The sequence below is a fragment of the Dialister succinatiphilus YIT 11850 genome (assembly GCF_000242435.1).
Taxonomy (GTDB): Bacteria; Bacillota; Negativicutes; order Veillonellales; family Dialisteraceae; genus Dialister; species Dialister succinatiphilus.
The window spans coordinates 241,849-266,935 of the sequence record NZ_JH591189.1; the positions used below are offsets into that span (position 1 = coordinate 241,849).

The 25,087-nt window shown below is 51.1% G+C and carries 22 protein-coding genes; 21 read left to right on the forward strand and 1 reads right to left on the reverse strand.

Annotation, left to right across the window (positions count from 1 at the left end):
* The first annotated feature begins 338 nt into the window (after positions 1-338).
* The 5 genes from tyrS (at position 339) to HMPREF9453_RS09975 (ending at position 4,561) form a co-directional block, all read left to right on the forward strand.
* Positions 339-1,586, forward strand: coding sequence for a tyrosine--tRNA ligase (gene tyrS / locus HMPREF9453_RS09955; RefSeq protein WP_008860437.1), 1,248 nt, complete (start codon positions 339-341; stop codon positions 1,584-1,586).
* A 191-nt stretch (positions 1,587-1,777) separates the two neighbouring features.
* On the forward strand, positions 1,778-2,149 hold the full coding sequence (locus HMPREF9453_RS09960; protein WP_008860438.1) for a VOC family protein: 372 nt from the start codon (positions 1,778-1,780) through the stop codon (positions 2,147-2,149).
* Positions 2,149-2,850: a tRNA threonylcarbamoyladenosine dehydratase gene (locus HMPREF9453_RS09965; RefSeq protein WP_008860439.1), complete on the forward strand. Its 702-nt coding sequence runs from the start codon at positions 2,149-2,151 to the stop codon at positions 2,848-2,850. Before HMPREF9453_RS09960 ends, HMPREF9453_RS09965 begins: the two co-directional genes overlap by 1 nt.
* A 104-nt stretch (positions 2,851-2,954) precedes the next feature.
* Positions 2,955-3,563, forward strand: coding sequence for a hypothetical protein (locus HMPREF9453_RS09970; RefSeq protein ID WP_008860440.1), 609 nt, complete (start codon positions 2,955-2,957; stop codon positions 3,561-3,563).
* A gap of 350 nt (positions 3,564-3,913) precedes the next feature.
* On the forward strand, positions 3,914-4,561 hold the full coding sequence (locus tag HMPREF9453_RS09975; RefSeq protein ID WP_008860441.1) for a hypothetical protein: 648 nt from the start codon (positions 3,914-3,916) through the stop codon (positions 4,559-4,561).
* A 46-nt stretch (positions 4,562-4,607) separates the two neighbouring features.
* On the opposite strand, the gene rd is transcribed toward HMPREF9453_RS09975, so the two are convergent.
* Entirely contained in the window at positions 4,608-4,772 is a 165-nt protein-coding gene (gene rd, locus HMPREF9453_RS09980) for a rubredoxin (protein WP_008860442.1), read from the reverse strand.
* 222 nt (positions 4,773-4,994) lie between these two features.
* Between rd and HMPREF9453_RS09985 the strand changes: the two genes are divergently transcribed.
* From HMPREF9453_RS09985 to lptB, 16 genes are all read left to right on the forward strand, one after another.
* Positions 4,995-5,945, forward strand: coding sequence for an L-lactate dehydrogenase (locus HMPREF9453_RS09985; RefSeq protein ID WP_008860443.1), 951 nt, complete (start codon positions 4,995-4,997; stop codon positions 5,943-5,945).
* A 967-nt stretch (positions 5,946-6,912) separates the two neighbouring features.
* Positions 6,913-10,341, forward strand: a complete 3,429-nt coding sequence (locus tag HMPREF9453_RS09990; protein ID WP_008860446.1) for a pyruvate carboxylase — start codon at positions 6,913-6,915, stop codon at positions 10,339-10,341.
* A gap of 308 nt (positions 10,342-10,649) precedes the next feature.
* Positions 10,650-11,909, forward strand: a complete 1,260-nt coding sequence (sstT, locus tag HMPREF9453_RS09995; protein ID WP_008860447.1) for a serine/threonine transporter SstT — start codon at positions 10,650-10,652, stop codon at positions 11,907-11,909.
* Positions 11,910-12,403: 494 nt separating this feature from the next.
* Positions 12,404-13,228, forward strand: a complete 825-nt coding sequence (locus HMPREF9453_RS10000; protein WP_008860448.1) for an LpxI family protein — start codon at positions 12,404-12,406, stop codon at positions 13,226-13,228.
* Positions 13,225-14,364, forward strand: a complete 1,140-nt coding sequence (lpxB, locus tag HMPREF9453_RS10005) for a lipid-A-disaccharide synthase (protein WP_008860449.1) — start codon at positions 13,225-13,227, stop codon at positions 14,362-14,364. Before HMPREF9453_RS10000 ends, lpxB begins: the two co-directional genes overlap by 4 nt.
* A complete protein-coding gene (locus HMPREF9453_RS10010) occupies positions 14,354-16,138 on the forward strand; it encodes an ABC transporter ATP-binding protein (protein WP_008860450.1) in 1,785 nt (594 codons plus the stop codon). Before lpxB ends, HMPREF9453_RS10010 begins: the two co-directional genes overlap by 11 nt.
* Positions 16,139-16,275: 137 nt before the next feature.
* Positions 16,276-17,598: a 3-deoxy-D-manno-octulosonic acid transferase gene (locus HMPREF9453_RS10015; RefSeq protein WP_008860451.1), complete on the forward strand. Its 1,323-nt coding sequence runs from the start codon at positions 16,276-16,278 to the stop codon at positions 17,596-17,598.
* On the forward strand, positions 17,595-18,704 hold the full coding sequence (lpxK, locus tag HMPREF9453_RS10020) for a tetraacyldisaccharide 4'-kinase (protein WP_008860452.1): 1,110 nt from the start codon (positions 17,595-17,597) through the stop codon (positions 18,702-18,704). The genes HMPREF9453_RS10015 and lpxK overlap by 4 nt, the downstream gene beginning before the upstream one ends.
* On the forward strand, positions 18,701-19,432 hold the full coding sequence (gene kdsB / locus HMPREF9453_RS10025; RefSeq protein WP_008860453.1) for a 3-deoxy-manno-octulosonate cytidylyltransferase: 732 nt from the start codon (positions 18,701-18,703) through the stop codon (positions 19,430-19,432). The genes lpxK and kdsB overlap by 4 nt, the downstream gene beginning before the upstream one ends.
* The gene (gene kdsA / locus HMPREF9453_RS10030) at positions 19,429-20,271 is read left to right on the forward strand and encodes a 3-deoxy-8-phosphooctulonate synthase (RefSeq protein WP_008860454.1); all 843 of its coding nucleotides are present in this window, start codon (positions 19,429-19,431) and stop codon (positions 20,269-20,271) included. The genes kdsB and kdsA overlap by 4 nt, the downstream gene beginning before the upstream one ends.
* 166 nt (positions 20,272-20,437) lie before the next feature.
* Positions 20,438-21,409, forward strand: coding sequence for a KpsF/GutQ family sugar-phosphate isomerase (locus HMPREF9453_RS10035; RefSeq protein WP_008860455.1), 972 nt, complete (start codon positions 20,438-20,440; stop codon positions 21,407-21,409).
* The gene (locus tag HMPREF9453_RS10040; RefSeq protein ID WP_008860456.1) at positions 21,409-21,942 is read left to right on the forward strand and encodes a KdsC family phosphatase; all 534 of its coding nucleotides are present in this window, start codon (positions 21,409-21,411) and stop codon (positions 21,940-21,942) included. Before HMPREF9453_RS10035 ends, HMPREF9453_RS10040 begins: the two co-directional genes overlap by 1 nt.
* A 46-nt stretch (positions 21,943-21,988) precedes the next feature.
* A complete protein-coding gene (locus tag HMPREF9453_RS10045; protein ID WP_008860457.1) occupies positions 21,989-22,975 on the forward strand; it encodes a lysophospholipid acyltransferase family protein in 987 nt (328 codons plus the stop codon).
* Positions 22,972-23,517 (forward strand): LPS export ABC transporter periplasmic protein LptC, encoded by a 546-nt coding sequence (gene lptC, locus HMPREF9453_RS10050; RefSeq protein ID WP_008860458.1) that lies wholly within the window; start codon positions 22,972-22,974, stop codon positions 23,515-23,517. The genes HMPREF9453_RS10045 and lptC overlap by 4 nt, the downstream gene beginning before the upstream one ends.
* Complete coding sequence (locus HMPREF9453_RS10055) at positions 23,514-24,365, forward strand: LptA/OstA family protein (RefSeq protein ID WP_008860459.1); 852 nt, start codon at positions 23,514-23,516, stop codon at positions 24,363-24,365. Before lptC ends, HMPREF9453_RS10055 begins: the two co-directional genes overlap by 4 nt.
* The gene (gene lptB, locus HMPREF9453_RS10060) at positions 24,362-25,084 is read left to right on the forward strand and encodes an LPS export ABC transporter ATP-binding protein (protein WP_008860460.1); all 723 of its coding nucleotides are present in this window, start codon (positions 24,362-24,364) and stop codon (positions 25,082-25,084) included. Before HMPREF9453_RS10055 ends, lptB begins: the two co-directional genes overlap by 4 nt.
* Positions 25,085-25,087 lie beyond the last annotated feature (3 nt).

Consider the following 25,087-nt stretch of genomic DNA (forward strand, 5'->3'; position numbering starts at 1 on the left):
TGCAGGAGTTTGCGGAGCAGCTTCGGGCAGAATATCCGTCAGAAGTCTTGCTGGTCGAATCGCTCTTGGAACGATTCCTGAACGATCTGCCCGCTCTTTGGATGAGTCGTCTGCGTGCACAGAAGTGTGCGTGAATGGCTTTCGACATTCAGTTCAAGCTGATTTATCAAGGCATACGGGATGTTTTCCGTGTGCGAAGTTTGAGATGGAAACTTTCCTGTCATCCCATACTGATATAGGAAACTATGTTCTCCATATCTATCCATTAAAAATTGTGTTATAGTTGTTACATATTGAATCTAATCAGACAGATATTGAATGAAGAAAGGCGGAGTTCGATGAATATTATTGATGAACTGAAATGGCGTGGCGCTGTCAATCAGCAGACCGATGAGGAAGGACTGTACAAGCTGGTAGGGGAAAAATCCATTTCCCTTTACTGCGGCATTGATCCCACCGGCGACAGCATGCATATCGGTCATCTGATTCCATTCATGATTCTGAAGCGTTTCCAGCTGGCCGGTCATCATCCGGTCATTGTTATTGGCGGCGGCACCGGTTCCATCGGCGATCCTTCGGGCCGGAAGACAGAAAGGGTGCTCCAGTCCCAGGAGACCATCCAGCATAATGCAGAATGTCTCACAGCCCAGATGAAGAAACTTTTCGGCGAAGATGGTTTCACCATGGTGAACAATTATGACTGGCTTTCCAAAATTTCCCTTCTGGAATTCCTTCGTGACTATGGCAAGCTGTTCAATATCAATACCATGCTGGCCAAGGAAGTGGTGGCTTCCCGTCTGGAAACAGGGATTTCCTTCACCGAATTCTCCTACCAGATTCTCCAGTCCATTGATTTCAAAATGCTCTATGACAAGTACAATGTACAGCTCCAGATCGGCGGCGCTGACCAGTGGGGCAACATTACCAACGGCGTAGAACTTCTCAGAAAGACGGAAGATGTGCATGATGCCTTCGGCCTCACCATCCCCCTCATGCTGAAGGCAGACGGTACCAAGTTCGGTAAAACCGCCGGCGGTGCGGTATGGCTGGATCCGAAGAAGACGTCCCCCTATGAATTCTATCAGTTCTGGTTCAACCAGGATGACCGGGATGTGGTGAAGTATCTGAAGTATTTCACCTTCCTTTCCCATGAGGAAATCGACGTACTGGAAAAAGAAGTGGCAGAACATCCGGAACACAGAAGCGCTCAGCGGAAGCTGGCTGAAGAAGTGACCCGCTTCGTTCACGGCGAAGAAGGACTGGCCCAGGCAGAAAAGGTGACCCAGGCTCTCTTCTCCGGCAACATCCAGGAGCTCTCGGGCGATGAAATCGAAGGGGCTTTCCGCAACACCAAGGGCGGCGAAGTCCATGAAGCACCGATTAATATCGTGGAAGCTCTGGTGCAGGGCGGCGTGGAAAAATCCAAGCGCCAGGCAAGGGAAGATGTGAAGAACGGCGCCATCCGGGTGAACGGGGAACAGATTCGCGATATCGAAGCTGATGTCACCGCTCATCCAAACACCGATGGCAAATTCATCATCATTAGAAAAGGCAAGAAGAATTACTTTTCCATCGAAGTGAAATAAAACATGCCGGTCAAAAGCTCTCCTCCAGGAGGGCTTTTTATTTTTGGGAAAATCATAATTTTATTGTGCTGCTGCCAGCTCTAAACCCGCCGAACCTTTCATACCTGACGGGCACAGAACTCTTTGAACTAGTCCTGTCATGTGATATACTGTAATGTATTGAAGTTTCTATATTTGAAAAGGAGAGAAATATGAAATTTTCGTTTAACCACAACAATTTCAACGTGCTCGATTTGAAGAAGAGTATCGCTTTTTATGAAGAAGCCCTGGGACTCAAGGTAACAGGTGAGTACAAGGCTCCGGACGGCTCCTTTATTCTGGCTTACCTGGGGGATGGCGCAACGAAGCACCGGCTGGAACTGACCTGGCTTCGGGACCGGAAGGAACCCTACAATCTGGGGGATAACGAATTCCATCTGGCTTTTGATGTGGATGACATGAAGGCGGCTCACGAAAAGCATAAGGCCATGGGATGCATCTGCTTTGAAAATCCGGCCATGGGCATTTATTTCATTAATGACCCCGACGGATACTGGATTGAAATTATTCCGGAGGATATGTGATGGACCCTATTTTTGTACGTACCGCCCGCATTATCGGTGAAAAGGGCGTTGATTTTCTTTCCACAAAGACTGTGGCCGTTTTCGGCATCGGCGGCGTCGGTTCCTATGCGGCAGAAGCACTGGTCCGCGCCGGTGTGGGCCATCTGATTTTTATTGATAAGGATGCGGTGGAAGATTCCAACCTGAACCGCCAGCTGGTGGCAGACCGCACCACATTGGGCCGCAACAAGGCGGATATCATGGTGGAAAGAGCGCACCGGGTGAATCCTGCCTGCGATGCCAGAGCGCTGGCTGTGTATTACCGGCCGGGAGATGAGGATTTCATCAAAAATCTCCATGCTGATTTCATTATCGATGCCATTGATGATGTGCCGGCTAAAGTGTCCATTGCAGAAATCTGCTACAAACTGAAAATACCGGAAATTTCCTCCATGGGTACCGGCAACCGGCTCCGCCCGGAAATGCTGCAGATTGCAGATATTAATAAGACCTCTGTGTGCCATCTGGCAAGGAAAATGCGCAAAGAGCTGAAGGAGCGCCGGGTACGTCATCTGACCGTGGTATACTCCAAGGAACTGCCTCATAAGCCCATCGGTGAAGGCCATGCACCGGGCTCCACTTCCTTTGTGCCGCCGGTGTCGGGCATGATGATGGCAGGCTATGTGATTAGAAATCTTTTGAAAGAAGTAAACATTACCTGAGGAAGCACCGATACATGCATGGGCTGCTTTCCTATGGCTTGTAGGGACTGCAGGAATCAAAGAGTGCACTGTTTCGTGGCGCTTCCCTGAGAAAGGAAAACAATATGGTTGAAATCCGTCATCCCGACTGGGTGACTATTCAGGAAAATGGAAAAGATGTGCTGGGGTACAACCAGGAATGGTATCCGGAAAAAAGGCAGAAGCTGGCAGGCTGCGGCCCCACGGCCGGCAGTATGATGGCTGCCTATATTGAACGGAGGCAGCAGGGCAGAAAAGTGGAAACCAGAAAAGAGGCCCTGGCCATTATGCTGGATATCTGGAAATATGCGACGCCCCGCATGCACGGCCTCTATAAGACCCGCTGGCTGAAGGAGGGCCTGACCGCCTACATGCAGGAAAGGGGACTCAAGGGAAAGGTGGAAGCCCTGCCTATTCCCTCCATCCGTCTTCTGGCACCCAAGCTTCCCAAAGTGGCAGCCTTCATCAGGGAAGGACTGGAAGCAGACTGCCCCATCGGTTTCCTGAATCTCCACAGCGGCGGAGAGCCTATTCCCTACCACTGGCACTGGATGCCTCTGGTGAAAATGGAAGAAAGGGACGACGGCATTTACTGCACCCTCTGGGATGAGGGGACAGCCCATGTGTTCAATCTGGGGAACTGGCTGAAACACACCAAATTCGGCGGCGGATTTGTAAGAATCACGAATTCCTGAAAGAAAAGGGACTGTGAGGAAATGATGGAGCTCCGGTCAGATGGGTAGACAATGGGACAGCAGATTTAGTTTACAAGGCACGAATTGACAAGTACTCTGCCCCGTCCCGTCATTTCGACGGTCGGAGCGGAGAAATCTCACGCCGAAGGGAGGAGGCTCCATGGTGGCAGGTCGTATATTATGATAGGGATGTAATAAGAAGGGACTGTGAAGAAATGATTCCCATTTTTTCACAGCCCTTTTTTGATGACAGCCGGTCTTTTTCGTAAAGGTGCATTTCCTTTGGCACAGGCGCTCCATCAGCAGAGGGAGTATAATCAAAGAGGAGAGATGATGTAGAGGTGAGACCGATGAAGAAAAAGTGGATGGCAGTGATTCTGGCGGCATTTCTGGCCCTTCCTCCGGGAGCGGAGGCAAAGGCCTTTGATGGCGCTTCTATTCTGGGGCGTATCCTTTCCAGCGGCATTTCCCATTCCACTACGGTGAAAACAAAGCCGGCCGTGGTGAAACGTTCTTCCGGAAAGAAGAACCGTTATAAAAATGCCATGGGAGCCCTGGAGAACCTGCAGTGGGTAGGCGTGGCGAAAAGCTCCGGCGGCAGTATCTATTTCGACCAGGACACCATGAAGGATACCACCCGTAAGGGCGAGCGGCGGGTGACGGCTACGGTGAAAAATGAATTTACCAAAGCCGGCGCCAGAGCCGTGGAAGAAAGCAGCCATGGCGAGGTGGACCGGGATGAGGCAGCCTATTCCCTTTTCCTGGTCGATTTCGGCGAAAAGGACTGCTTCATCGCCAGCCCTGTGATTTATTATGACCGGAATGGAAAAGAGCTGACAAGGAAAAAGGCTTCTTTAGCCTATGCCGATGTGACCGGTATGAACTACGGAAAACCCTATAGCCCGGGCAGCATGGAGCTTAAAATCAAAGAGAAGGTTTTCGCCTATGCAGACCGGGTGAAGGAAGAGGAAAAGGAAAGAACAGCGGAAAACCGGTAGGAAAGAAAAAAGACCTCGCAGAAGCGGGGTCTTTTTATTTCAACAATCAGCCTTCATATTCTTCAAATTCATCTTTTCCGGCGCCGCACATGGGGCAGATGTAATCAGCCGGAAGATCTTCGAACTTGGTGCCCGGCGCAATTCCGTTATCCGGATCACCCTGGGCTTCATCATAAATCCATCCGCAGATCTTGCAAATGTACTTCTTCATAGTATCCTCCGTTCTCCTGCACGCTGCAGGACACACATATGGCAGAGCCATCAATCTGTATGTATTATACCATAGCTTTTATAGGGAAGGGAGAGGCCGGATCATCTTGTAAATTTTTTCACGGGGAAGATTGATTTTCCTGTTGACTTTTAAATAAGTCTTATGATATATTTTCAGCAATACTATCTATCTTTTGGATAGGGTTTTAAAGGAGGTTTTCATATGGCTAAGAAAAGAATAGTAGGTGTGGCAGGCCTTGGGCATGTAGGTGCCCATGCGGCATTCTGCCTGGGTATGATGGGGATTGCTGATGAAATCCTTCTTTGCGATGTGAAGGAGCAGAAGGCCATCAGTGAATGTCAGGACCTGAATGATGCGGTCATGTACATGCCCAATCATGTGGTGTATCGGGTGACTGACTATGCAGGATTGAAGGACTGTGATGTGATTGTAAATGCAGTGGGAGATGTGAGCCTCTGTGCTACAGGGAACCGGGATGATGAGCTGGAAAACAGTGTGCGCCAGGTGGCGGATTATGTGCCGAAGGTGATGGAGGCCGGATTCGACGGGATTTTCGTTACCATTACCAATCCCTGTGACGTGATCGCCCACCTGATTGCCAAGCTTTCCGGACTTCCCCGGGGACGGGTGGTAGGTACGGGAACTCTTCTTGATTCCTCCCGCCTGATTCATGCTATTTCGGACCAGACAGGTCTGGATGCCCGGGGTTTCTTTGCCTTTATGATGGGGGAACATGGCAGTGCCCAGATGGTTCCCTGGTCCCAGGTCAATTTCTACGGCCAGACGCTGGAGCAGATGGAGGAAGATCCCCGCTTCCTCTTTGATAAGGACAAGGTGCAGGAAAAGGCCATTAAAGGCGGCTGGGTGACTTACCAGGGCAAGCAGTGTACGGAGTACGGCATCGCATCGGCGGCAGCTACGCTGGTGAGGACGATTTTCCATGATGAAAAACGGATTCTTCCCTGTTCTGTAGAACTTCGGGGTGAATACGGGGAACAGGATGTGTTCTGCGGTGTGCCGGCAGTCATCGGTATCCATGGGGTGGAGGAAGTATTGGAGTATGATCTTCCGGACAATGAGATGAAGCGGCTCAAAGAATGCATCGATACGATTCATCGGAATATTGAGAGAGGAAACCGCTTCCTGCCCTGATAAGGGGACGACCCTTCCGTGGTGAAATGGGAATTTCCAGGTCTTTGATTTTGGCGGACTTGGCCGGGCATGAAGCTTTCTCAAAAGGGGCTGTGAAGAAATGATTACCATTTTTTCACAGCCCCTTTTGGCTTATCACATATGATGATAGGCTGCCTGATGCTATCGTCATCTCGAGCGGGGGACCTGCCGATATGGGGGGGAAGGCTTTGGAGTTTATTGAAACGCTGAGCCGAGAAATCTTCTGCCACCATGGGGCTCGCCCTGCTTCGGTGTGAGATTTCTCCACTCCGCTCCGACCGTCGAAATGACGGGGTGAGGGGCAGCATTTTGATCAGTTGATCCCCCTGAAAATGACTGGATGCTGCTCATCGACATCCTTATCCCGAGCGGGGGACCTGCCGATATGGGGGGGAAGGCTTTGGAGTTTATTGAAACGCTGAGCCGAGAGATCTCCTGCCATCATGGGGTACGCCCTGCTTCGGTGTGAGATTTCTCCACTCCGCTTCGCTTCGGTCGAAATGACGGGGTGAGGACAGTCCTTTTATTATGAAACTCGGGATTCATGAGGAAGAGGAGGGGAGACTTTTTCTCGTCTATTTCTTCTGCTATCCATTGACTAGAGATGCAGCGCCTGCAAACTAATAGATATGTAGATATAAAAGCAGATATTTTTGGGATTTTACGTCTTAAAATAATTACATATAGGTTATTAAGAGTGGAAATCATAGATAAAAATATGGATAAAACCATCAATTCATATTTATTTTAAATCTATAAACTTATTTGTTTCATGAATCGATAGGTAAATCGATACCAATTTATAGAGGGCTATTGATTTTAGAAAAGCCCCTTAGTACAATGTTACATATAACCCAAAGGGAAAGCCCTGTTTATGGTTGAAGGGCCTTCCTGCTGACAGCTTTACGGTTCCCTGAAGGAAACCGATTTTAAAGGAGAGGATTGTATGAGACATATTCGTAAGGTCCTGGTGGCCAACAGAGGCGAAATCGCCATCCGCGTATTCCGCGCCTGCAGCGAACTGGGAATCCGCACAGTAGCCATTTATTCCAAAGAAGATATTCTGTCCCTGCACCGCAACCGGGCTGATGAAGCATACCTGGTAGGGGAAGGGGATAAACCGATTGATGCCTATCTGGATATTGAAGATATTATCCGTATCTGCAAGGAACATGATGTGGATGCCATTCATCCGGGCTATGGCTTCCTGGCTGAAAATGCCAAGCTGGCCAAAAGGTGCGAAGAGGAAGGCATTATTTTCATCGGGCCGCGGGTAGAACATCTGATGATGTTCGGTGATAAGGTAAATTCCCGTATCCAGGCTGAAAAAGCAGATATTCCCATGATCCCCGGCTCTAAGGGAGCGGTGAAGAGCTTTGAGGAAGTGAAGGAGTTTGCAGAAAAGAACGGCTTCCCCATTATGATCAAGGCTGTTAACGGCGGCGGCGGCCGCGGTATCCGCAACGTGGACCGCATGGAGGATCTGGAAGAGGCTTACAACCGGGCCAAGTCCGAAGCCAAAATGGCTTTCGGTGATGATGATGTATATGTAGAAAAATGCATTATGAACCCGAAGCATATCGAGGTACAGATTCTGGGTGATGAACAGGGCAATGTGGTTCATCTTTTCGAAAGAGACTGCTCTATCCAGCGCCGTCATCAGAAGGTCATCGAAATGGCACCGGCCTGGTCCCTGCCTGTGGAACTTCGCCAGAAGATCTGCAATGCGGCAGTGAAGCTCATGAAACATGTACACTATCTCAATGCAGGTACTGTGGAATTCCTGGTAGACCAGGATGAAAAGCATTTCTATTTCATCGAAGTCAATCCCCGAGTCCAGGTAGAACATACGGTAACGGAAATGATTACCGATGTGGATATCGTGAAGACCCAGATTCTGATTGCCGAAGGGTACTCCATCGACAGTCCGGAAATCGCTATTGGCCAGCAGCAGGATATCTGGTACAAAGGCGTGGCTATCCAGTGCCGTATTACCACCGAGGATCCGCAGAATAATTTCATGCCTGATACAGGCAAAATCATTGCCTACCGCTCCGGCGGCGGCCCCGGTATCCGTCTGGATGCAGGCACTGCCTATGCAGGGGCTGTCATTACCCCTTACTATGATTCTCTTCTCGTTAAGGTTACAGCCCATGCCCTCCATCCGAAGGATACCATCCACAAAATGCTCCGCTGCCTGGATGAATTTCGGATTTCCGGCGTAAAGACCAACATTTACTTCCTGCAGAATATGCTCCGTACCCGGGATTTCCAGGAAGGGAAATGCGATGTCAACTATATTGACCGGAACCCCTGGCTCCTGCAGGAGCCGGACCTGATTTCCGACCGGGGCACCAAGCTTCTTTCCTACATCGGCGATATCACGGTGAACGGCTATGCCGGCGCCGGCCATAAGGAAAAACCGGACTTTGCTCCCCTTCCGGTGCTGGATGCTTCCAAGGAAGAAGCACCGAAGGGAACCAGACAGCTTCTGGATGAACTGGGACCGGAGAAGTTTGCCAAGTGGGTACTGGATCGCAAGGAAGTCATGTTCATGGATACCACGTACCGTGATGCCCATCAGTCCCTGCTGGCTACCCGCGTGAGGACCCATGATATTATGAAGGCCATCCATTATACGGCTGTCCATGTGCCTGAGCTTTTCTCCTTTGAAAACTGGGGCGGCGCTACCTTCGACGTGGCTTACCGTTTCCTGGATGAAAGCCCCTGGGACAGACTCCGCCAGATGAGGAAGGCCGCACCGAATATTCTTTTCCAGATGCTGACCCGCGGCGCCAATACCGTAGGATATACCAACTATCCGGAAAATGTGGTCCGTCATTTCATCGACCAGGCTGCCGATAATGGCATTGATGTATTCCGTATCTTCGACTGCCTGAACCAGCTGAACCATATGACCGTATCCATTGATGAGGTACGGAAGAAGAATAAGATTGCAGAAGCCTGCTTCTGCTACACCGGCGACATTATGGACCCCAGCCGTCAGAAATACTCTCTGAAGTACTATACGGACCTGGCAAAGGAAATGAAGAATGCCGGTGCCAACATTATCGCCATTAAGGATATGGCAGGCCTTCTGAAACCGGAAGCAGCCTATGCCCTGATTTCCGCTCTGAAGGATGCAGTGGATCTGCCTATCCACCTCCACAGCCATGAAGGCGGCGGCTGCACCCTCTACTCCTATGCTAAAGCCGTAGATGCAGGGGTAGATATTGTGGATGTGGCTACCGGCGCTCTTTCCAACGGCACCAGCCAGCCTTCCATGACCGCCATGTACTATGCGCTGCAGAACCATCCCCGTCAGCCGAAGCTGGATATCGATGCGCTGGAAACCATCGACCGCTACTGGCAGGGCGTACGTCCCTACTATGCCGGCGTAGATTCCCGCATGGCCAGCCCGAACACCACCGTATTCCAGCATGAAATGCCGGGAGGACAGTATTCCAACCTGCGCCAGCAGGCAACGGCCGTAGGCCTTGGGCAGGAGTGGCCGGAAGTATGCCGCATGTATGCCAAAGTGAATATGATGTTCGGCGATATCATCAAAGTCACCCCGTCTTCTAAAGTAGTAGGGGATATGACCCTCTTCATGGTACAGAACCATCTGACAGAAAAAGATATTTATGAAAAAGGGGAAACCCTGGACTTCCCGCAGTCCGTGGTCGATTTCTTCGATGGCAAACTGGGCATCCCCTACGGCGGTTTCCCGGAGAAGCTGCAGAAAATCATCCTTCGCGGACAGAAGCCGCATCTGGAAAGTCATCCTGCCGATGTGGACTTTGACAAAGTGAAGATGGAAATGAAGGAGAAACATATTCCCACCAGGGAAGAAGATGTATCGTCCTACTGCATTTATCCGAAGGTATTCAGTGACTATATGGAACGGTACCATAAGTACGGTGACCTTTCCATTCTGGATACACCGACCTATTTCTTCGGCATGAAGCCGGGTGAAGAAATCCGGGTGAACATTGATGAAGGCAAGATGCTGCTTGTGAAACTGGACAATATTACCAAACCTGACGGCGAAGGCAATCGGGAAATCCAGTTCGAGCTGAACGGCATGCCCCGGGAAATCAAGATTCATGACAAACATGTGGCAGAAAGTGCCGTCAGTGCCAGAAAAGCGGACAAGGATATTGCCGGTGAAGTGGGTGCTACCCTTTCCGGCTCCGTGGTGAAGCTTCTGGTAGACAAAGGCGCTTCTGTGAAGAAGGGCGAACCGGTCATCGTGACGGAAGCCATGAAGATGGAAACCACCATTACCGCTCCGGTGGACGGTATCGTTTCCGAAATTCATGTGAAGGCAGGACAGAGAATCGAATCGGGAGACCTGCTCATGGTCATTGAATAACTGATTTTTCTGATAAAAAGCCCTGGCTCATAATGAGTACAGGGCTTTTTCAGATATTTGCCGCATGCAGAAATCATAAGGCGGCATAGCATGAACTAAATGGTGTACCTTTTAATCATATATGGTTTTCGCACTTGCCATGGCAGGTGCGGCAGGGTATACTATTTAGAATACATGGGGAATAAACTGGGAGTATGGAAATCACGGTTTGACTCAGGTTTTATTTAGGAGTGGAATCTGAGGTGTTTCGACCGGTGTTTCCAAATGGGAGTAAATGGGATTTTATTTCATTGGAGGAGGAGTTTATCGTGTTAAGCCAGATTAAGAGCATCCTTGGCAAGGTGTCTCTCATCAAGCAGATAGCCGTAGGTCTTGTGATTGGTATCTGCATTGCCGTCTTTTTCCCGCCGGCTATTCCGGTGGTCAAGATTTTTGGTGACCTTTTTGTTAAAGCCCTGAAAGGTGTAGCGCCGATCCTGGTATTCTTCCTGGTCATGAATGCCATGGCCCAGAGGAAGGAAGGCTCCAGCGGCAGCATGAAGCCTATTATTGAACTGTATGTGATTGGTACGTTCCTGGCTTCCCTGGTGGGCGTAACCATGTCTTTCCTGTTTCCTACGTTCCTGTCTCTCCAGGTGGCACCGGATACGAAACTGGCACCGCCAAGCGGCATTGTGCAGGTTCTTCACAACCTGATCTTAAGCATTGTAGATAACCCGGTAGCAGCCCTGATGAACGCCAACTACATCGGTATCCTGGGCTGGGCTATTATCCTGGGCATTGCGCTGAAGACCTGTGCCGGAGACACCACCAAGGCCTGCCTCAATGATATTGCCGCCGGTATTACCAAGGTAGTCACCTGGGTCATCCATTTCGCACCTCTTGGTATTATGGGTCTGGTAGCTGATTCCGTAGGTACCGCAGGTCTGGGTGCTCTTCTGGGCTATGTACAGCTGCTGGGCGTCCTCATCGGCTCCTACTTCCTGGTAGCCCTGGTGATGAATCCCCTTATCGTATTTGCCAAAGTACGCAGGAACCCCTATCCCCTGGTATGGACCACCATCCGTGAAAGCGGTGTCTATGCTTTCTTCACCAGAAGCTCTGCTGCCAACATTCCGGTGAACCTGTCCCTCTGCAAGAGACTGGGACTGAATCCGGATACCTTCACCATTTCCATCCCGCTGGGTGCCACCATCAACATGGCCGGCGCATCCATTACCATTTCCGTGCTGGCTCTGGCTGCTGCCCATACCCTGGGTATTGAAGTAGATATGGCTACGGCCCTTCTGCTCTGCATCGTTTCTACCGTTGGTGCCTGCGGTGCATCCGGCGTAGCCGGCGGCTCCCTGCTCCTCATTCCGGTTGCCTGCGCATCCTTCGGCATCGGCAATGATATTTCCATGCAGGTGGTAGGTGTAGGTTTCATTATCTCCGTACTGGAAGATGCCTGCGAAACCGCCCTCAACAGTTCCAGCGACGTGCTCTTCACTGCCACTGCAGAATTTGCAGAACGCAGAAAGAATGGTACCCTGAAAGCATCTGACATGGTTCCAAAGGACGAACATTGATTGATCCATAAAAAAGCTGTGAAAAAATGTAAATCATTTTTTCACAGCTTTTTTTATCCACTGCAAAAACTCCTGAATCATTTTCTGCCCTTTTCCGGCAGGACTTCTTCCTTCTTCCGGCAGCGGGACGGAAGAAAGGGAAATGGCAGGTTTTGATTCAGGAGTTTCTGTATTCAGTACCTTGAGAGTTCCGATTCATATGAGGAAGTTTTCCCCTTTCCTTCACCTGTCCCTTACAGGGTGTGTGCACAACAGGCAGGGAGAGGGGAGACCCTTCCGGGCCCTTTCGGCTCTCCATTCCTATAGTCAGTAAAGGGACATGGATTTCTCCTTTGGGAAATGGGCTTGCCATTCCCTGATAAATATCATAAAATAGACAGGATTCTATATACATATTTCCTTCTGCCTGTTTTATCATCGTATTTTTACAGCTTCCATAGTGCACGGTTTCTCTGGAAATGATAAAATAAAAAGAGTTGACGCAGGAGGTTTTTATGGAAACAATCGGTCTCTTGGCAGGTATCGGCACCCTTCCCGTGGAATTTACGGAGGCGGTGAAATCCCAGGGTTATCGGGTGGTATGCATTGCGGTGATTCCGGGCATTGATCCCCGTCTCAAAGATTTGGCAGACGCCTATTATGAAATCAGCGCATTCAAGCTGAATAAGGTGATTAAGACCCTGGTGAACGAAGGGGTGAAGGAAGTCACCATGATTGGCAAGGTGACGAAGGAGTGGCTTTTTAAAAACCATCCTTTCCCTGATCTTCGGGCCATCAAAGTATTGAACCGTTTAAGAAAAATGAATTTCAAGGACGACACAGTGACCCTGGCCATTGTGGAGGAACTGGCAAAGGACGGCATTTCCGTTCTTGACCAGACGAAGTATTTAAAGCCTCTTATGCCGGGGCCCCAGGTGTTTACGAAAAAGAAACCCACTGAGGCACAGATGGCTGATGTGGCTTTCGGCTTCAAGGCAGCCAAGGCCATCGGCGCCATGGATCTGGGACAGACAGTGGTGGTGAAAAACCAGGCTGTCATGGCAGTGGAAGCTATCGAAGGCACCGATGCCTGCATCCGCCGGGGCGGAAGTCTGGCCAGAGGCGGCGCGGTGGTGGTAAAGACGGCAAAGCCTTCCCAGGATACCCGGTTTGACATGCCTGCCGTGGGACTGACCACCCTTCATTCCATGGAAGAATCAGACTGCGCCGTACTGGCTATCGAGGCCTGGCACACCCTTTTTGCAGAAAAGGAAGCGGTCCTTGCAGAAGCGGACCGGAAGGGAATCGTGATTCTTGCGGTAGAACAGGATAAGATATGAAAATAATGATGTCTGCCGGAGAGGCTTCCGGCGATATGCATGCTGCTGCTGTGGCGGCAGAGCTGAAACGGATCATGCCGGAAGCGGACATATTCGGCATGGGCGGCGCCGACATGAGAAAGAGCGGTGTCCGTATTATATATGATATAGAAAATCTGGGCATTATCGGCGTGGTGGAAGTGATCCGCCATATCCCCTTCTTCTTCCGTCTCCGTGCTTTTCTGAAGAAAGCCATGGTGGAAGAGAAGCCGGATGTGCTGGTGTGCGTGGACTATCCGGGATTCAACATGAAACTGGCCCATGTGGCAAAGGAGCTGGGAATCCCGGTGATTTACTACATTGCGCCCACCATCTGGGCCTGGAATAAGGGCAGGGCCAAAAACATTGTGCGGGATGTGGAGCAGGTGGCTTCCATATTTCCTTTTGAGGCAGAGGCCTATCGGAAAGCAGGGGCCCGCGTCACTTTTGTGGGCCATCCCCTGGCGGATACGGTGAAGCCCTCCATGTCCTTCGACGAGGCCATGAAATATTTCCATGGAGATCCCTCCAGGAAGCGAGTGCTCCTCATGCCGGGCAGCCGGAAAAATGAGGTAGCCGGCCTTCTTCCCATGATGCTGGAGGCGGCGAAAAGGCTGGAGGAAAAGGAAAGGTGCCAGTTTTTTATTCCCCGGGCCTCCACCATTCCCAAAGACATGCTTTTGGGAATCATAGGAAACACCTCCCTTTCCATTGAAATCACCGAGGGTCATCAATATGATCTCATGCATATCTGCACCGTCTGCGTGGCATCCTCCGGCACAGCCACTCTGGAAACGGCTCTTATGGAGCTTCCTACGGTGCTGGTATACAGACTGGCGCCGATTACCTGGTTTTTGGCCAATCTTCTGGTTCATGTAAAATATGCAGGCCTTCCCAACCTTCTCCTGAACCGGGAGGTGACGCCGGAGCTTCTCCAGGACAGGGCCAATGCGGAAAACATCGTATCCATCCTCCTTCCCTGGCTGGAAGATGAAAAGAAAAGGGAAGAGAATGTGGAAGAAATCCGGGAAGTGCGGAAAGCCCTTGGATCCGGCGGAGCTGTCCATCGGGTGGCCGAGCTTATTATAAAGACTGCAGGAGCGGTTCATGGCAAATAAACGAAGCAAATTAAACAGTTATAAAAGGCTTCTCAAATTTCTGAAGCCCTATATCAAGCTGCTGATTATATCCATCATCTGTATGGTGGCTGTATCGGCATCCAATCTTTATGTTCCCTGGATTATCAAGGACGTCATCGATAAGGTATTGGAAGACAAAGACCTCACCATGCTTTATCTGATTATTATTTCCATTATTGTAGTGTTCTTCATCCGCGGCTCCACCACCTTTGCCCACCGCTACCTCATGGGGTACATCGGGCAGTCGGTGATCCGGGATTTACGAAACAAGCTCTACGAGCACCTGCAGAAGCTGCCCATTGCCTACTTTGATAAAAGGCGTACCGGTGAAATCATGAGTAACCTCACCAACGACATTGGCGCCCTGCAGACGGCCATGACCACCGATTTCATCATGCTGGTACAGGAAGGAGCCATTTTCATCGGTTCCTTTGCCGCCATGATTTACCTCCAGTGGAAGCTCACCATTCTCTGCCTTATCATCGTGCCACTGGTGTCGGTGACCATCAAATTCTTCGGCAGGAAACTCCATTCCTCCGGCCGGAGCGTGCAGGAAAGACTGGCTGATGTGACGGCCATGCTGCAGGAAACCATTTCCGGCGTCCGCATCATCCGAAGCTTCAACCGCTGCGACTATGAAACGAAACGGTTCAGACAGGTGAATCAGAACAATTTCAAGGCCACTGTGAAATCTATTCGCCAGCAGAGCCAGCTTACGCCGGTGGTGGAATTCCTGGCTGCCCTGGCCATTACTGTAATTATCTGGTACGGCGGCGTGTCTGTCATTGACGGCATTATGACGGCCGGCGAGCTGATAGCCTTCCTGATTTATGCCATCAATCTGGCAAACCCCATCAAGCGTATTGCCGACAGCTATGGCAATATCCAGAAGTCTCTGGCAGCAGCGGACAGGGTCTTTGCCATTCTTGATGAAAAGGAAGAAGACCAGAACCATGAAGATGAAAAGCCGCTGGTGGTGAAGGAAGGCCTGGTGGAGGCAAAGCATGTACAGTTTGCCTATGAAAAAGGCCATCCGGTTCTCACGGATTTGAATTTCAAGGCCAACCCCGGTGAAACCATTGCCATTGTAGGTCCCTCGGGGGCCGGCAAATCTACCATTGCCAACCTGCTTCCAAGGTTCTATGAAATCACCGGCGGTGAAATCGATATTGACGGCATGGATATCCGCAAAGCGGAGCTGGGGTCCCTGCGCGACCAGATCGGCCTGGTGCCCCAGGATACTCTTCTTTTCAATACGTCCATCAAGGACAATGTGCTCTATGGCCGTCTGGATGCCACCGATGAAGAAGTATGGGCGGCTGTCCGCTCTGCCAACGCGGAGAAATTTATCAGAGAACTGCCTGACGGCATTGATACCAGGGTGGGGGATCGGGGACTGATCCTCTCCGGCGGCCAGCGCCAGCGTATCGCCATTGCCCGGGCCATCCTGAAAAATCCAAAAATCCTTATCCTCGATGAAGCGACTTCCGCTCTGGATACGGAAAGTGAAAAAGTGGTGCAGGATGCTCTGGATAAACTGATGGTAGGCCGTACGGCTTTCGTCATCGCCCACCGGCTTTCCACCATTAAGAATGCAGACCAGATTCTGGTGCTGAATGACGGCGTCATTGCCGAACGGGGCACCCATGACGAACTGATGGCAAAGGGCGGTCTCTACTACGACCTCTACACCATGAGTGCCAAAGTGACAGAAGCAGAGGATTCGGTGGAAGACAAAAAGAAAGAGGGATAGTGAGCTGGTGAGCCAGTTTCCCGGTTTTTTCAAGACATTGGCAGCTGGACATAAGAAACAAGAACTACCCTCAGCCCTCAAATCTCAAATCCCAAATCTCTTCTCCCCCTGATTGTTCCGACAAAGGAGATATCCCATTGTATTGGTTTTATAACATCTGCCTGGTGGCTTACTGGATTCTCCAGATTCCCCTTCTGATTTACCGTCTTGTATTTGAAGAAGGTTTTTATGACAGACTGAAGCAGAGTGCCGGCATCATGCCTACGCCTACGCTGCTGCAGATTGCAGACCACAATGCCATCTGGGTTCATGCCGCTTCCGTAGGGGAAGTGGTAGCAGCCAGCCCCATTGTGCGGGAGCTGAAGAAGAAATATCCCCAGGAAATGGTGGTGGTGTCCGTGGTTACCGCCACAGGCCACCGCATGGCCCAGCGCATTATCCCGGAAGCAGACGGGCATATATTCTTTCCCTTTGACCTGCCGGTCATTACGGAACGGATTGTAAATATCGTAAACCCCAAGGCCATTATCCTTATTGAAACGGAACTGTGGCCCAATTTCCTCCGCCTGGCCTGGAGAAAGAAGATACCGGTGATGATGATGAACGGCAGAATCAGCGGCCGCTCCATGCGCCGCTATTCCCTCATCAAGCGGTTTACCACCAGAATGCTCCTGCAGATCCGGAAATTCTGCATGCAGTCTAAAATCGACAGGGAACGCATTATTTCCATGGGAGCCATTCCCAAAAGGGTGGTTATTACAGGAAATACGAAGTATGACCAGACCTATGCGGAAGTGTCGGAAGAGGAACGGGCCAAGCTCAGAAGGGAATTCCGCTTTGAAGGGAAGGGCCCCATCATTGTGGCCGGCTCCACCCATGGCGGAGAAGAGGAGATCGTGGTACGCACCTTCGGAAAGGTTCTGGAAAAATATCCGGATGCCCGCCTTCTTCTGGCAGTCCGCGAAATTACCCGTGCCGCCTCGGTGCGGTTCATGATCAAACACCAGGGCTACACCGTGCTTCGCCGCTCTAAAATGGGAACGGATGAGGATGACGGCAAGGGCGCTCAAATCGTGATTCTGGACACCATCGGTGAACTGGGCCGGCTCTACAGCCTGGCAGATGTGGTGTTTGTGGGAGGCAGCTTTGTCAAAGTAGGGGGCCATAATATCCTGGAACCGGCAGCCCATGGAAAACCGGTGCTTGTAGGTCCCTATATGTTCAATTTCCAGGAAATCTTTGAGCTCCTTTCCCAGCGGGGCGTATGCATCATGACCCCCGATGAGAAATCCTTTGAAACCACGCTTCTTGACCTTCTGGGAAATCCGGAGAAAATGAAGAAAATGGGAGAAGCGGCATTGGAAGTGGTTCATGAAAATCAGGGGGCCACAGAAAGAAATATTGCTTCCTTTGAAGAACTGGTGAAGGAATATGGTATCAAACTGAGGGAAAACGCATGAGTCTTGAAAATTACGTCACCGGCCTGATGAAGAATCCTTCTCCGGACCTGAAAGGGAGGCTCATGCTCTCTCTTCTGGACAAGCTGGAAAAGCTGTACCTGTCCCAGGTGGTGAAGCGCCGGGAGGCGGAAGAAAAATCAGCAGAAGACTGCGGGATTCCTGTCATTTCCGTAGGCAATGTGACTGCCGGCGGCACAGGGAAGACACCCTGTATCATCAAAATGGCGGACATGCTGGAAAAGGAAGGCTTCCATCCTGCCATTATCAGCCGGGGCTACCGGAGCGGCCTTGAAAAAGAGGGCGGCCTTGTTTCCGACGGAAAACGTATCCTCGTTTCCCAGGCCATGGCAGGGGATGAGCCTTATATGATGGCCCTGAAACTGCCTCATGTACCGGTACTGGTGGGGAAAGACCGGCTGCGGTCGGTGGAAAAGGCAAAGAAGCTGAAAGCGGATATTCTTCTCATGGATGACGGTTTCCAGTATTGGAAACTGAAAAGGGACAGGGACCTGGTGCTTCTTGACTGTACCAATCCCTTCGGCTATGAACATGCCCTCCCCCGTGGGCTTCTCCGGGAGCCCCTGGATGCATTACGAAGGGCCAGCCTTTTCATTCTCACCAAGAGCGACCAGGTGAATGAGGAACAGGTGGAGGAAATCAGAAACCGGCTGGAAAAGCTGGCGCCGGGCATTCCTGTTATCTGTGCCTGCCACCGACCTTCCAGGGCCGTGGCCTTCGCGAAATGGATGGAAAGGAACCATGAAGGCCCCCTTTCGCAGGTGAAAGGGAAAAGGGCTTACCTGGTTTCGGGCATAGGGAATCCGGCGGCCTTTGCCAGAACAGCCGGGGAGGCAGGCCTTTTCCTCACCGGTGAAATGGCCTATGATGACCATCATCATTACAGCGATGAGGATTTGAGAAACGTCATATCGGAAGCGTTGAAGTATGGCGCAGATATGATTGTGACCACTGAAAAAGATGCAGTGAAGATGATGAATCTGAAAGAAATCAAAAGAGCGGCCGTTCCCCTGTATGTACTGGAAATTGAAATGGCCTTTCCGGAGGGGGAAGCGGTTTTAAGGAAGCAATGGGAGGATTTGAAATGAAAGCTGTATGTATTATTCCGTCAAGGTACGCCTCTACCCGGCTTCCGGGCAAGCCCCTTCGCATGATTGCCGGCGAAACGCTGGTGCATCGGGTGTATGAAAGAGCCCTTCTGGCCAAGGTGCCGGAACAGGTCATCGTGGCCACAGACCATGAAGACATTGAAAAAGAAGTAAAAGCCTTTGGCGGCCACGTGGTGATGACTTCCGTAAACCATCCCACCGGCACCGACAGGCTGGCAGAAGTGGCGGCAAAGTTTCCGCAGTATGATATTATTGTGAATGTACAGGGCGATGAGCCGCTGATCGACCCCGACGTGATTGACGGGCTGGCCAAGGACCTGATGGATCATGAAGATCTGGACATGGCTACCGTGGCTACCCCTCTCAGAAAAGAGGAGTATGATGATCCGTCGGCGGTGAAAGTGGTGGTTAACCGGAAAGGAGAAGCCCTTTATTTCTCCCGCTCCCTGATTCCCTATCCCCGCCATGATTTTGCAGAACCGCCGCTGAAGCATGTGGGCATTTATGCCTACCGCCGGGATTTCCTTCTGGCCTATGCCAAAATGGAACAGACTCCGCTGGAAAAGACGGAATCCCTGGAACAGCTGCGGGCCCTGGAAATGGGCTATAAAATCGGCGTTATTTCCGTCAAAACCGAAGATATCGGTATTGATACAGAAGCAGACCTGAAGAAAGCCAATGAGTATTTTGAAAGGAATCACTTATGAAAACAATCCATGTAGGAAATCTGACACTGGATGGGGAAAAGCTTTTCCTCATCGCCGGCCCCTGCGTTATTGAAGGTTATGACCGCACGCTCATGATCGGCCGGGAAATCAAGAAAATCTGTGAACGGCTGGGGGTACAGTATATTTTCAAAGCATCCTACGATAAAGCCAACCGCTCCTCCTTCCATTCTTTCCGCGGGCCGGGACTGGAAAAGGGCCTGGAAATCCTGGCGGATATTAAAAAGGAGCTGCAGGTGCCGGTACTGTCTGACGTCCATGATGTGACCCAGCTGGCTCCGGCATCCAAAGTGCTGGATATGCTGCAGATTCCTGCCTTCCTCTGCCGCCAGACAGACCTGGTTTACGGCGCTGCCATGACAGGCAAACCGGTGAATGTGAAAAAGGGCCAGTTCATGGCACCGGAAGACATGAAAAATGTGATTGAAAAGATGGAAGAAGCCCATAATCCGAACCTGGCAGTGACAGAACGGGGAGCATCCTTCGGCTACCATAACCTGGTGGTGGATATGCGCTCTTTCCCTATTATGCGTCAGTTCGGCTACCCCGTTATTTTTGATGCCACCCACAGCGTACAGCTCCCCGGCGGCATGGGAAGCTCCACCGGCGGACAGCGGGAATTCATTCCCTACCTGGCCCGGGCAGCGGCAGCTTCCGGCGTAGACGGCTTCTTCATGGAAGTCCATGATAATCCGCCGGAAGGCCTCTCTGATTCTACCAACATGCTTTACCTTTCTTCCCTGGAGGATCTTTTGAAAGATCTCATCGCCATTAACCAGGTGGTCAGGAAGGATAAGGAAAAGGGACTGGGCGGTCAGTGAATTAGTGAGCTGGTGAGTCTCTGACGATGAAGACCGGGGCCGGGACCGTCAGCCTTTCTCCCTCTTAACCTGCTTCATTTGATATATTTCAAAGAAAAAGTATTGTATAATAATAAGATACGAAGATTCTTTTTCCTGTTTTCTTTTACAGCATTGTGGAGGCAGTATGTCAGTCATTGAAACAGCTTCGCGAGTGCTCCGCGATGAGGCGGACGCAGTCATTTCCCTGGTGGATAAGCTGGACGGCCAGTTTGAAGAGGCAGTCCATCTCATTGAAAATGCCAAAGGCCGGGTGGTGCTGACGGGCATGGGCAAATCAGGACATATAGCCAGGAAGGTGGCAGCCACCATGGCCAGCACCGGCACGCCAGCCTTTTTCCTTCATCCGGCAGAGGGCATTCACGGCGATCTGGGCATGGTGACTGCCGATGACGTGGTGATTGCCTATTCCAACAGCGGTGAAACGGCAGAAGTACTGAACATTCTTCCTTCCCTGAAACGCATTGGCGCCAAACTGGTGGCAGTTGTCGGAAATCCCCGCTCCACCCTTGCCAGAAATGCGGATGCCGTGCTGGATGCAGGAGTGAAAAAGGAAGCAGACTCCCTGGGACTGGCGCCTACCAGCTCCACCACTGCTGCCCTGGCTCTGGGAGATGCGCTGGCCGTATGCCTGATGGAAAGGCACCATTTCACTGCTGATAATTTTGCTATTTTCCATCCCGGCGGTTCTCTGGGGAAAAAGCTCCTTCTGACGGTGGAAATGGTGATGCACAAAGGCGAAGAAAATCCGCTGATTCAGGAAACCGCTTCCGTGAAAGATGCCCTTTTCGTCATGACTGATAAGGGTCTGGGCGCCGTGTCCGTGGTGGACAAAAAAGGATGCCTGAAAGGGCTCATGACCGACGGCGACGTACGGCGGGGCCTGGAGAAGGGAGTGGATTTCCTGTCCCTTCCGGTGGATGCGGTGATGACCGTGAACCCCCAGGTGATTCACAAGGAAAAGCTGGCAGCCGAAGGGCTCCACAAGATGGAAGAGCACCGGCCTCATCCCATTACGGTGCTTCCTGTGACAGATGATGAGGGAAAGGCCATCGGCATGATCCACATTACAGATCTCCTCAAGCAGGGGGTTATGTGATGAAGAAGGCGGAAAGAATCAAGCTCATTGCTTTTGATGTGGATGGCACTCTGACGCCGGGGTACCTGGTCATGGGAGAAAAGGGAGAAATTTCCAAGATTTTCCACGCCAGGGACGGCCTGGCCATTGCCCTGGCCCATCGCATGGGCTATATCACCGGTTTCATTACCGGAAGGAAGAGTCCCATTGTGGAAAACCGGGGGAAAGAGCTGGCTGTGGATTTCGTCCTCATGGGTGTTGCAGACAAAGTGAAGGCCATGGAAGGCCTTTTGAAAACCTGTGGACTTTCCTGGGACGAAGCCGCTTACATGGGAGATGACCTGAATGATCTGCCTCTCATGGAAAAGGCCGGCTTTTCCGCCTGCCCCAAAGACGGAGTGAAGGAAGTGCAAAAGGCGGCAGATTTTATTTCCTCCTGCCAGGGAGGAAAAGGCGCAGCCCGGGAGTTTATTGAAAAAGTGATGAAAACCCAGGGGCGCTGGAAGGAAGCCGTGGATTCCTATAGAAAGAAGCAGGATACTGTTTCACAGTAGTATCCTCAGGATATAATGATTAAGTTTTCCGGAAAGAAGTGAAGCCATGTTATTCAATGTACGTTACGGGATATTGAAGGGAATCAGCAGTCTTCTCTGCTCCATGTCCTACGACCGTATCCTGGCCATCGGGCGCTTTTTGGGGCCCTGCATTATGAACCGCATAGCAAAACAGAAGAAACGCGGAATCCGGCAGATCATGATTGGACTTGGCGTCTCTCGTCCGGAAGCGGAAAAACTGCTGCAGAAGGTGTATGAGCATATCGGCATGTCGGCCATGGAAATGCTCTACATGCCCCGTTTATGCCGGGAGAAGGACCATATCGACGATTATGTGAAAATCGACCATCCTGAATATCTGGAAGCGGCCTACGCGGAAGGAAAGGGCATTGTCGGTCTTACGGCCCACATGGGGAACTGGGAGTGGCTGGGCGCAGGTCTGGCCCTTCACGGCTATGATACGTCGGCCATCGGTAAAAAGCAGTCCGACGATGCACTGATGAAGATGATCAACAGCTATCGGGCCATGGCGGGACAGCACATTTACCTCACCGGCACGGGAGGCTATGAAATGATTGCCGCAGCCCGGTCCATGAAAAAGAACCATATTCTGGGATTCCTTTCCGATAAGGATGGAAATAAGGTGGGGGTACCGGTGCTTTTTATGAACCGCGTATTCTCCTTCCCCCAGGGACCGGCGGTATTTGCCAAAAAATTCAAAGCCCCCATTGTTCCTATTTTCATCATAAGAAATCCGGGCGGGAGGGGCCATACCATCTGTGTAGGAAAACATTTCTACTACGAAGACACGGGAGACAGGAAGGGGGATCTCCTCCGGAATTCCCAGAAAATGGCTTCCATCATGGAGTCCTTCATCAAAGAACATCCTGAAGACTGGCTGTGGTTCCAGCACCTGTTCTGGACAAGGCCGGGAAAGATTAAAATGTATAATGAACTGGCTCCGGAAGACAAGAAAAAATTTGCATCCGGCATGGCTGAAGACTGGAACGAAACCAAAGGAGGAAAGGAATGAAAAAGAACCGGAATCTGATTCTGATTGTGGTAATCATACTCCTGCTCGCAGCAGGCATTTATTTCCTCTTTAAAGATGATAACAAGGGTATGAACACTGCTTCTTCCTCCGCTCCGTCCATTGAATTTCATAATTCCGACGTGAAGGAAACAAAGGATGGCAAGATTGTATGGCGTTTCAAGGCAGGCCATGCAACGGTGAGCAAGGACCAGAATTTTATTGATATGGAGCAGGTGGAAGGCGATTTTATGAAAGATGGCGATGAACTCCACCTGAAGGCTGATAAGGGCCGGATTGACCGCGGTGCCAAAACCGTTTATATTGAAGGAAATGTAGAAGGGTATGGCAGGGATGGCGAAGAGCTTTATGCCGAAAACCTGACCTACGATGGAAATAAGGATATCCTTTCCACAGATAAGGCTTTCGTGGTCAAGAAGGATGGAAAGGTACTGACTGCTGATGAGTTTGATGCGGATCGGGTCCTTCAGAAAATTACCGCCAGAGGACATGCAAAACTGGCAGAAGAGGAGGGGGCAAAGTGAGATTCTTATATACGGCGCTGGCAGCGCTGGCTATTTCTGCAGGCGCTTTTGGAAGCGTTATGGCCGACGATATTACGGCAGATGTGCTGACCTATGATGGAAAAACAAAGGTGGTTACCGCCAAAGGCGACGTGGTGATCCATGCCAACCAGGGTGCCACCATTACCGGCGCCCAGGGCGAATACCATTTTGAAGACAGGAGCGCTTACCTGGAAGGAGGCGTCCGTTATGTAAAAGAGGCCACCACCCTTTCTGCAGACCGCATGTATCTCTATCAGGATAAGACGGCCCGGGGCATGGGAAGCGTTGATTTCCATGACGGGGCGGAAAACCGTACCCTGAAGGGAGACGACGTCATGTATAACCCGGATACGGGATTTGGAAAAATCGAGGGGAATGGCTATCTTTCCTCTCCCGATGGCACTCTGGAAGCTCCTCATATCGAGGGCAACCTGAAACAGGTCAAGGTCGTAGCCACCGGCGGGGTAAACCTGACCAGCAGCCTTCATAATGCTGTAGGCTATGGTGATGAGGCCGTCTATACAAGAACCGGCAGAGAAGGTACTGATGGCAAACTGGTGCTTTCCGGCAATGCCTGGGTGAACCAGAACGGCAATTCCTTCACCGGACCGGAACTGGTGCTCCGGGATGAGGATAAGGTGGTTGAAACGACAGGAAGAAGCACCATCGTTATTACCAATACAGGAAGCACGGAAGGCACCTCCGGTACCAGCGGCTCTTCCTCTAACACGGGAAGTGTGCCTCAGGGACCGGTAACGGCAGCCACTCCTATTGCAGGACGGCCTGAAGAAGCCGGGGCTCCTCTGGAGACCAGGGACAGCAAATGAAGATAGAAACACATAATCTCATCAAACGATATGGGGAAAGAACTGTGGTGGACCATGTGAATGTGGAAGTGGAGCAGGGAACCATCGTGGGCCTTCTGGGCCCTAATGGCGCAGGCAAGACCACCACTTTCTACATGATCGTAGGCATTATCCAGCCCGACGAAGGAGACGTTACCGTAGACGGTACCTCCCTGGTGGGCATGCCCATCTACAAGCGCCATCAGTTCGGCATCGGCTACCTGCCGCAGGAAGCCTCGGTGTTCCGGAAGATGACCGTATGGGAAAACCTCATGTCCCTTCTGGAAACGAGAAAAGAACTGACCCCGGCCCAGAGGAAAGAAAAGGCAGAAGCCCTTCTGGACGAATTCCATATCGGCCATGTGAAAGACACCCAGGGGAATGCCCTCTCCGGCGGCGAACGGCGCCGCGTAGAAATCGCCAGGGCCCTGACCATGGACCCCGCCTTTATCCTTCTGGATGAACCTTTCGCAGGGGTGGATCCCCTGGCCGTGGAAGATATCCAGAGCGTAGTGATGCATTTGAAAACCAGGGGCATCGGCATTCTGATTACCGACCATAACGTGCGGGAAACTCTGCGCATTGTGGATAATGCCTATATCCTTTCGGAAGGAAAGATCCTTCTTCAAGGAAAGGCTGATGAAATTGCCGTCAATCCGGTGGCGAAGAAATTCTACTTGGGGGAAAATTTCAGCTTATGACAG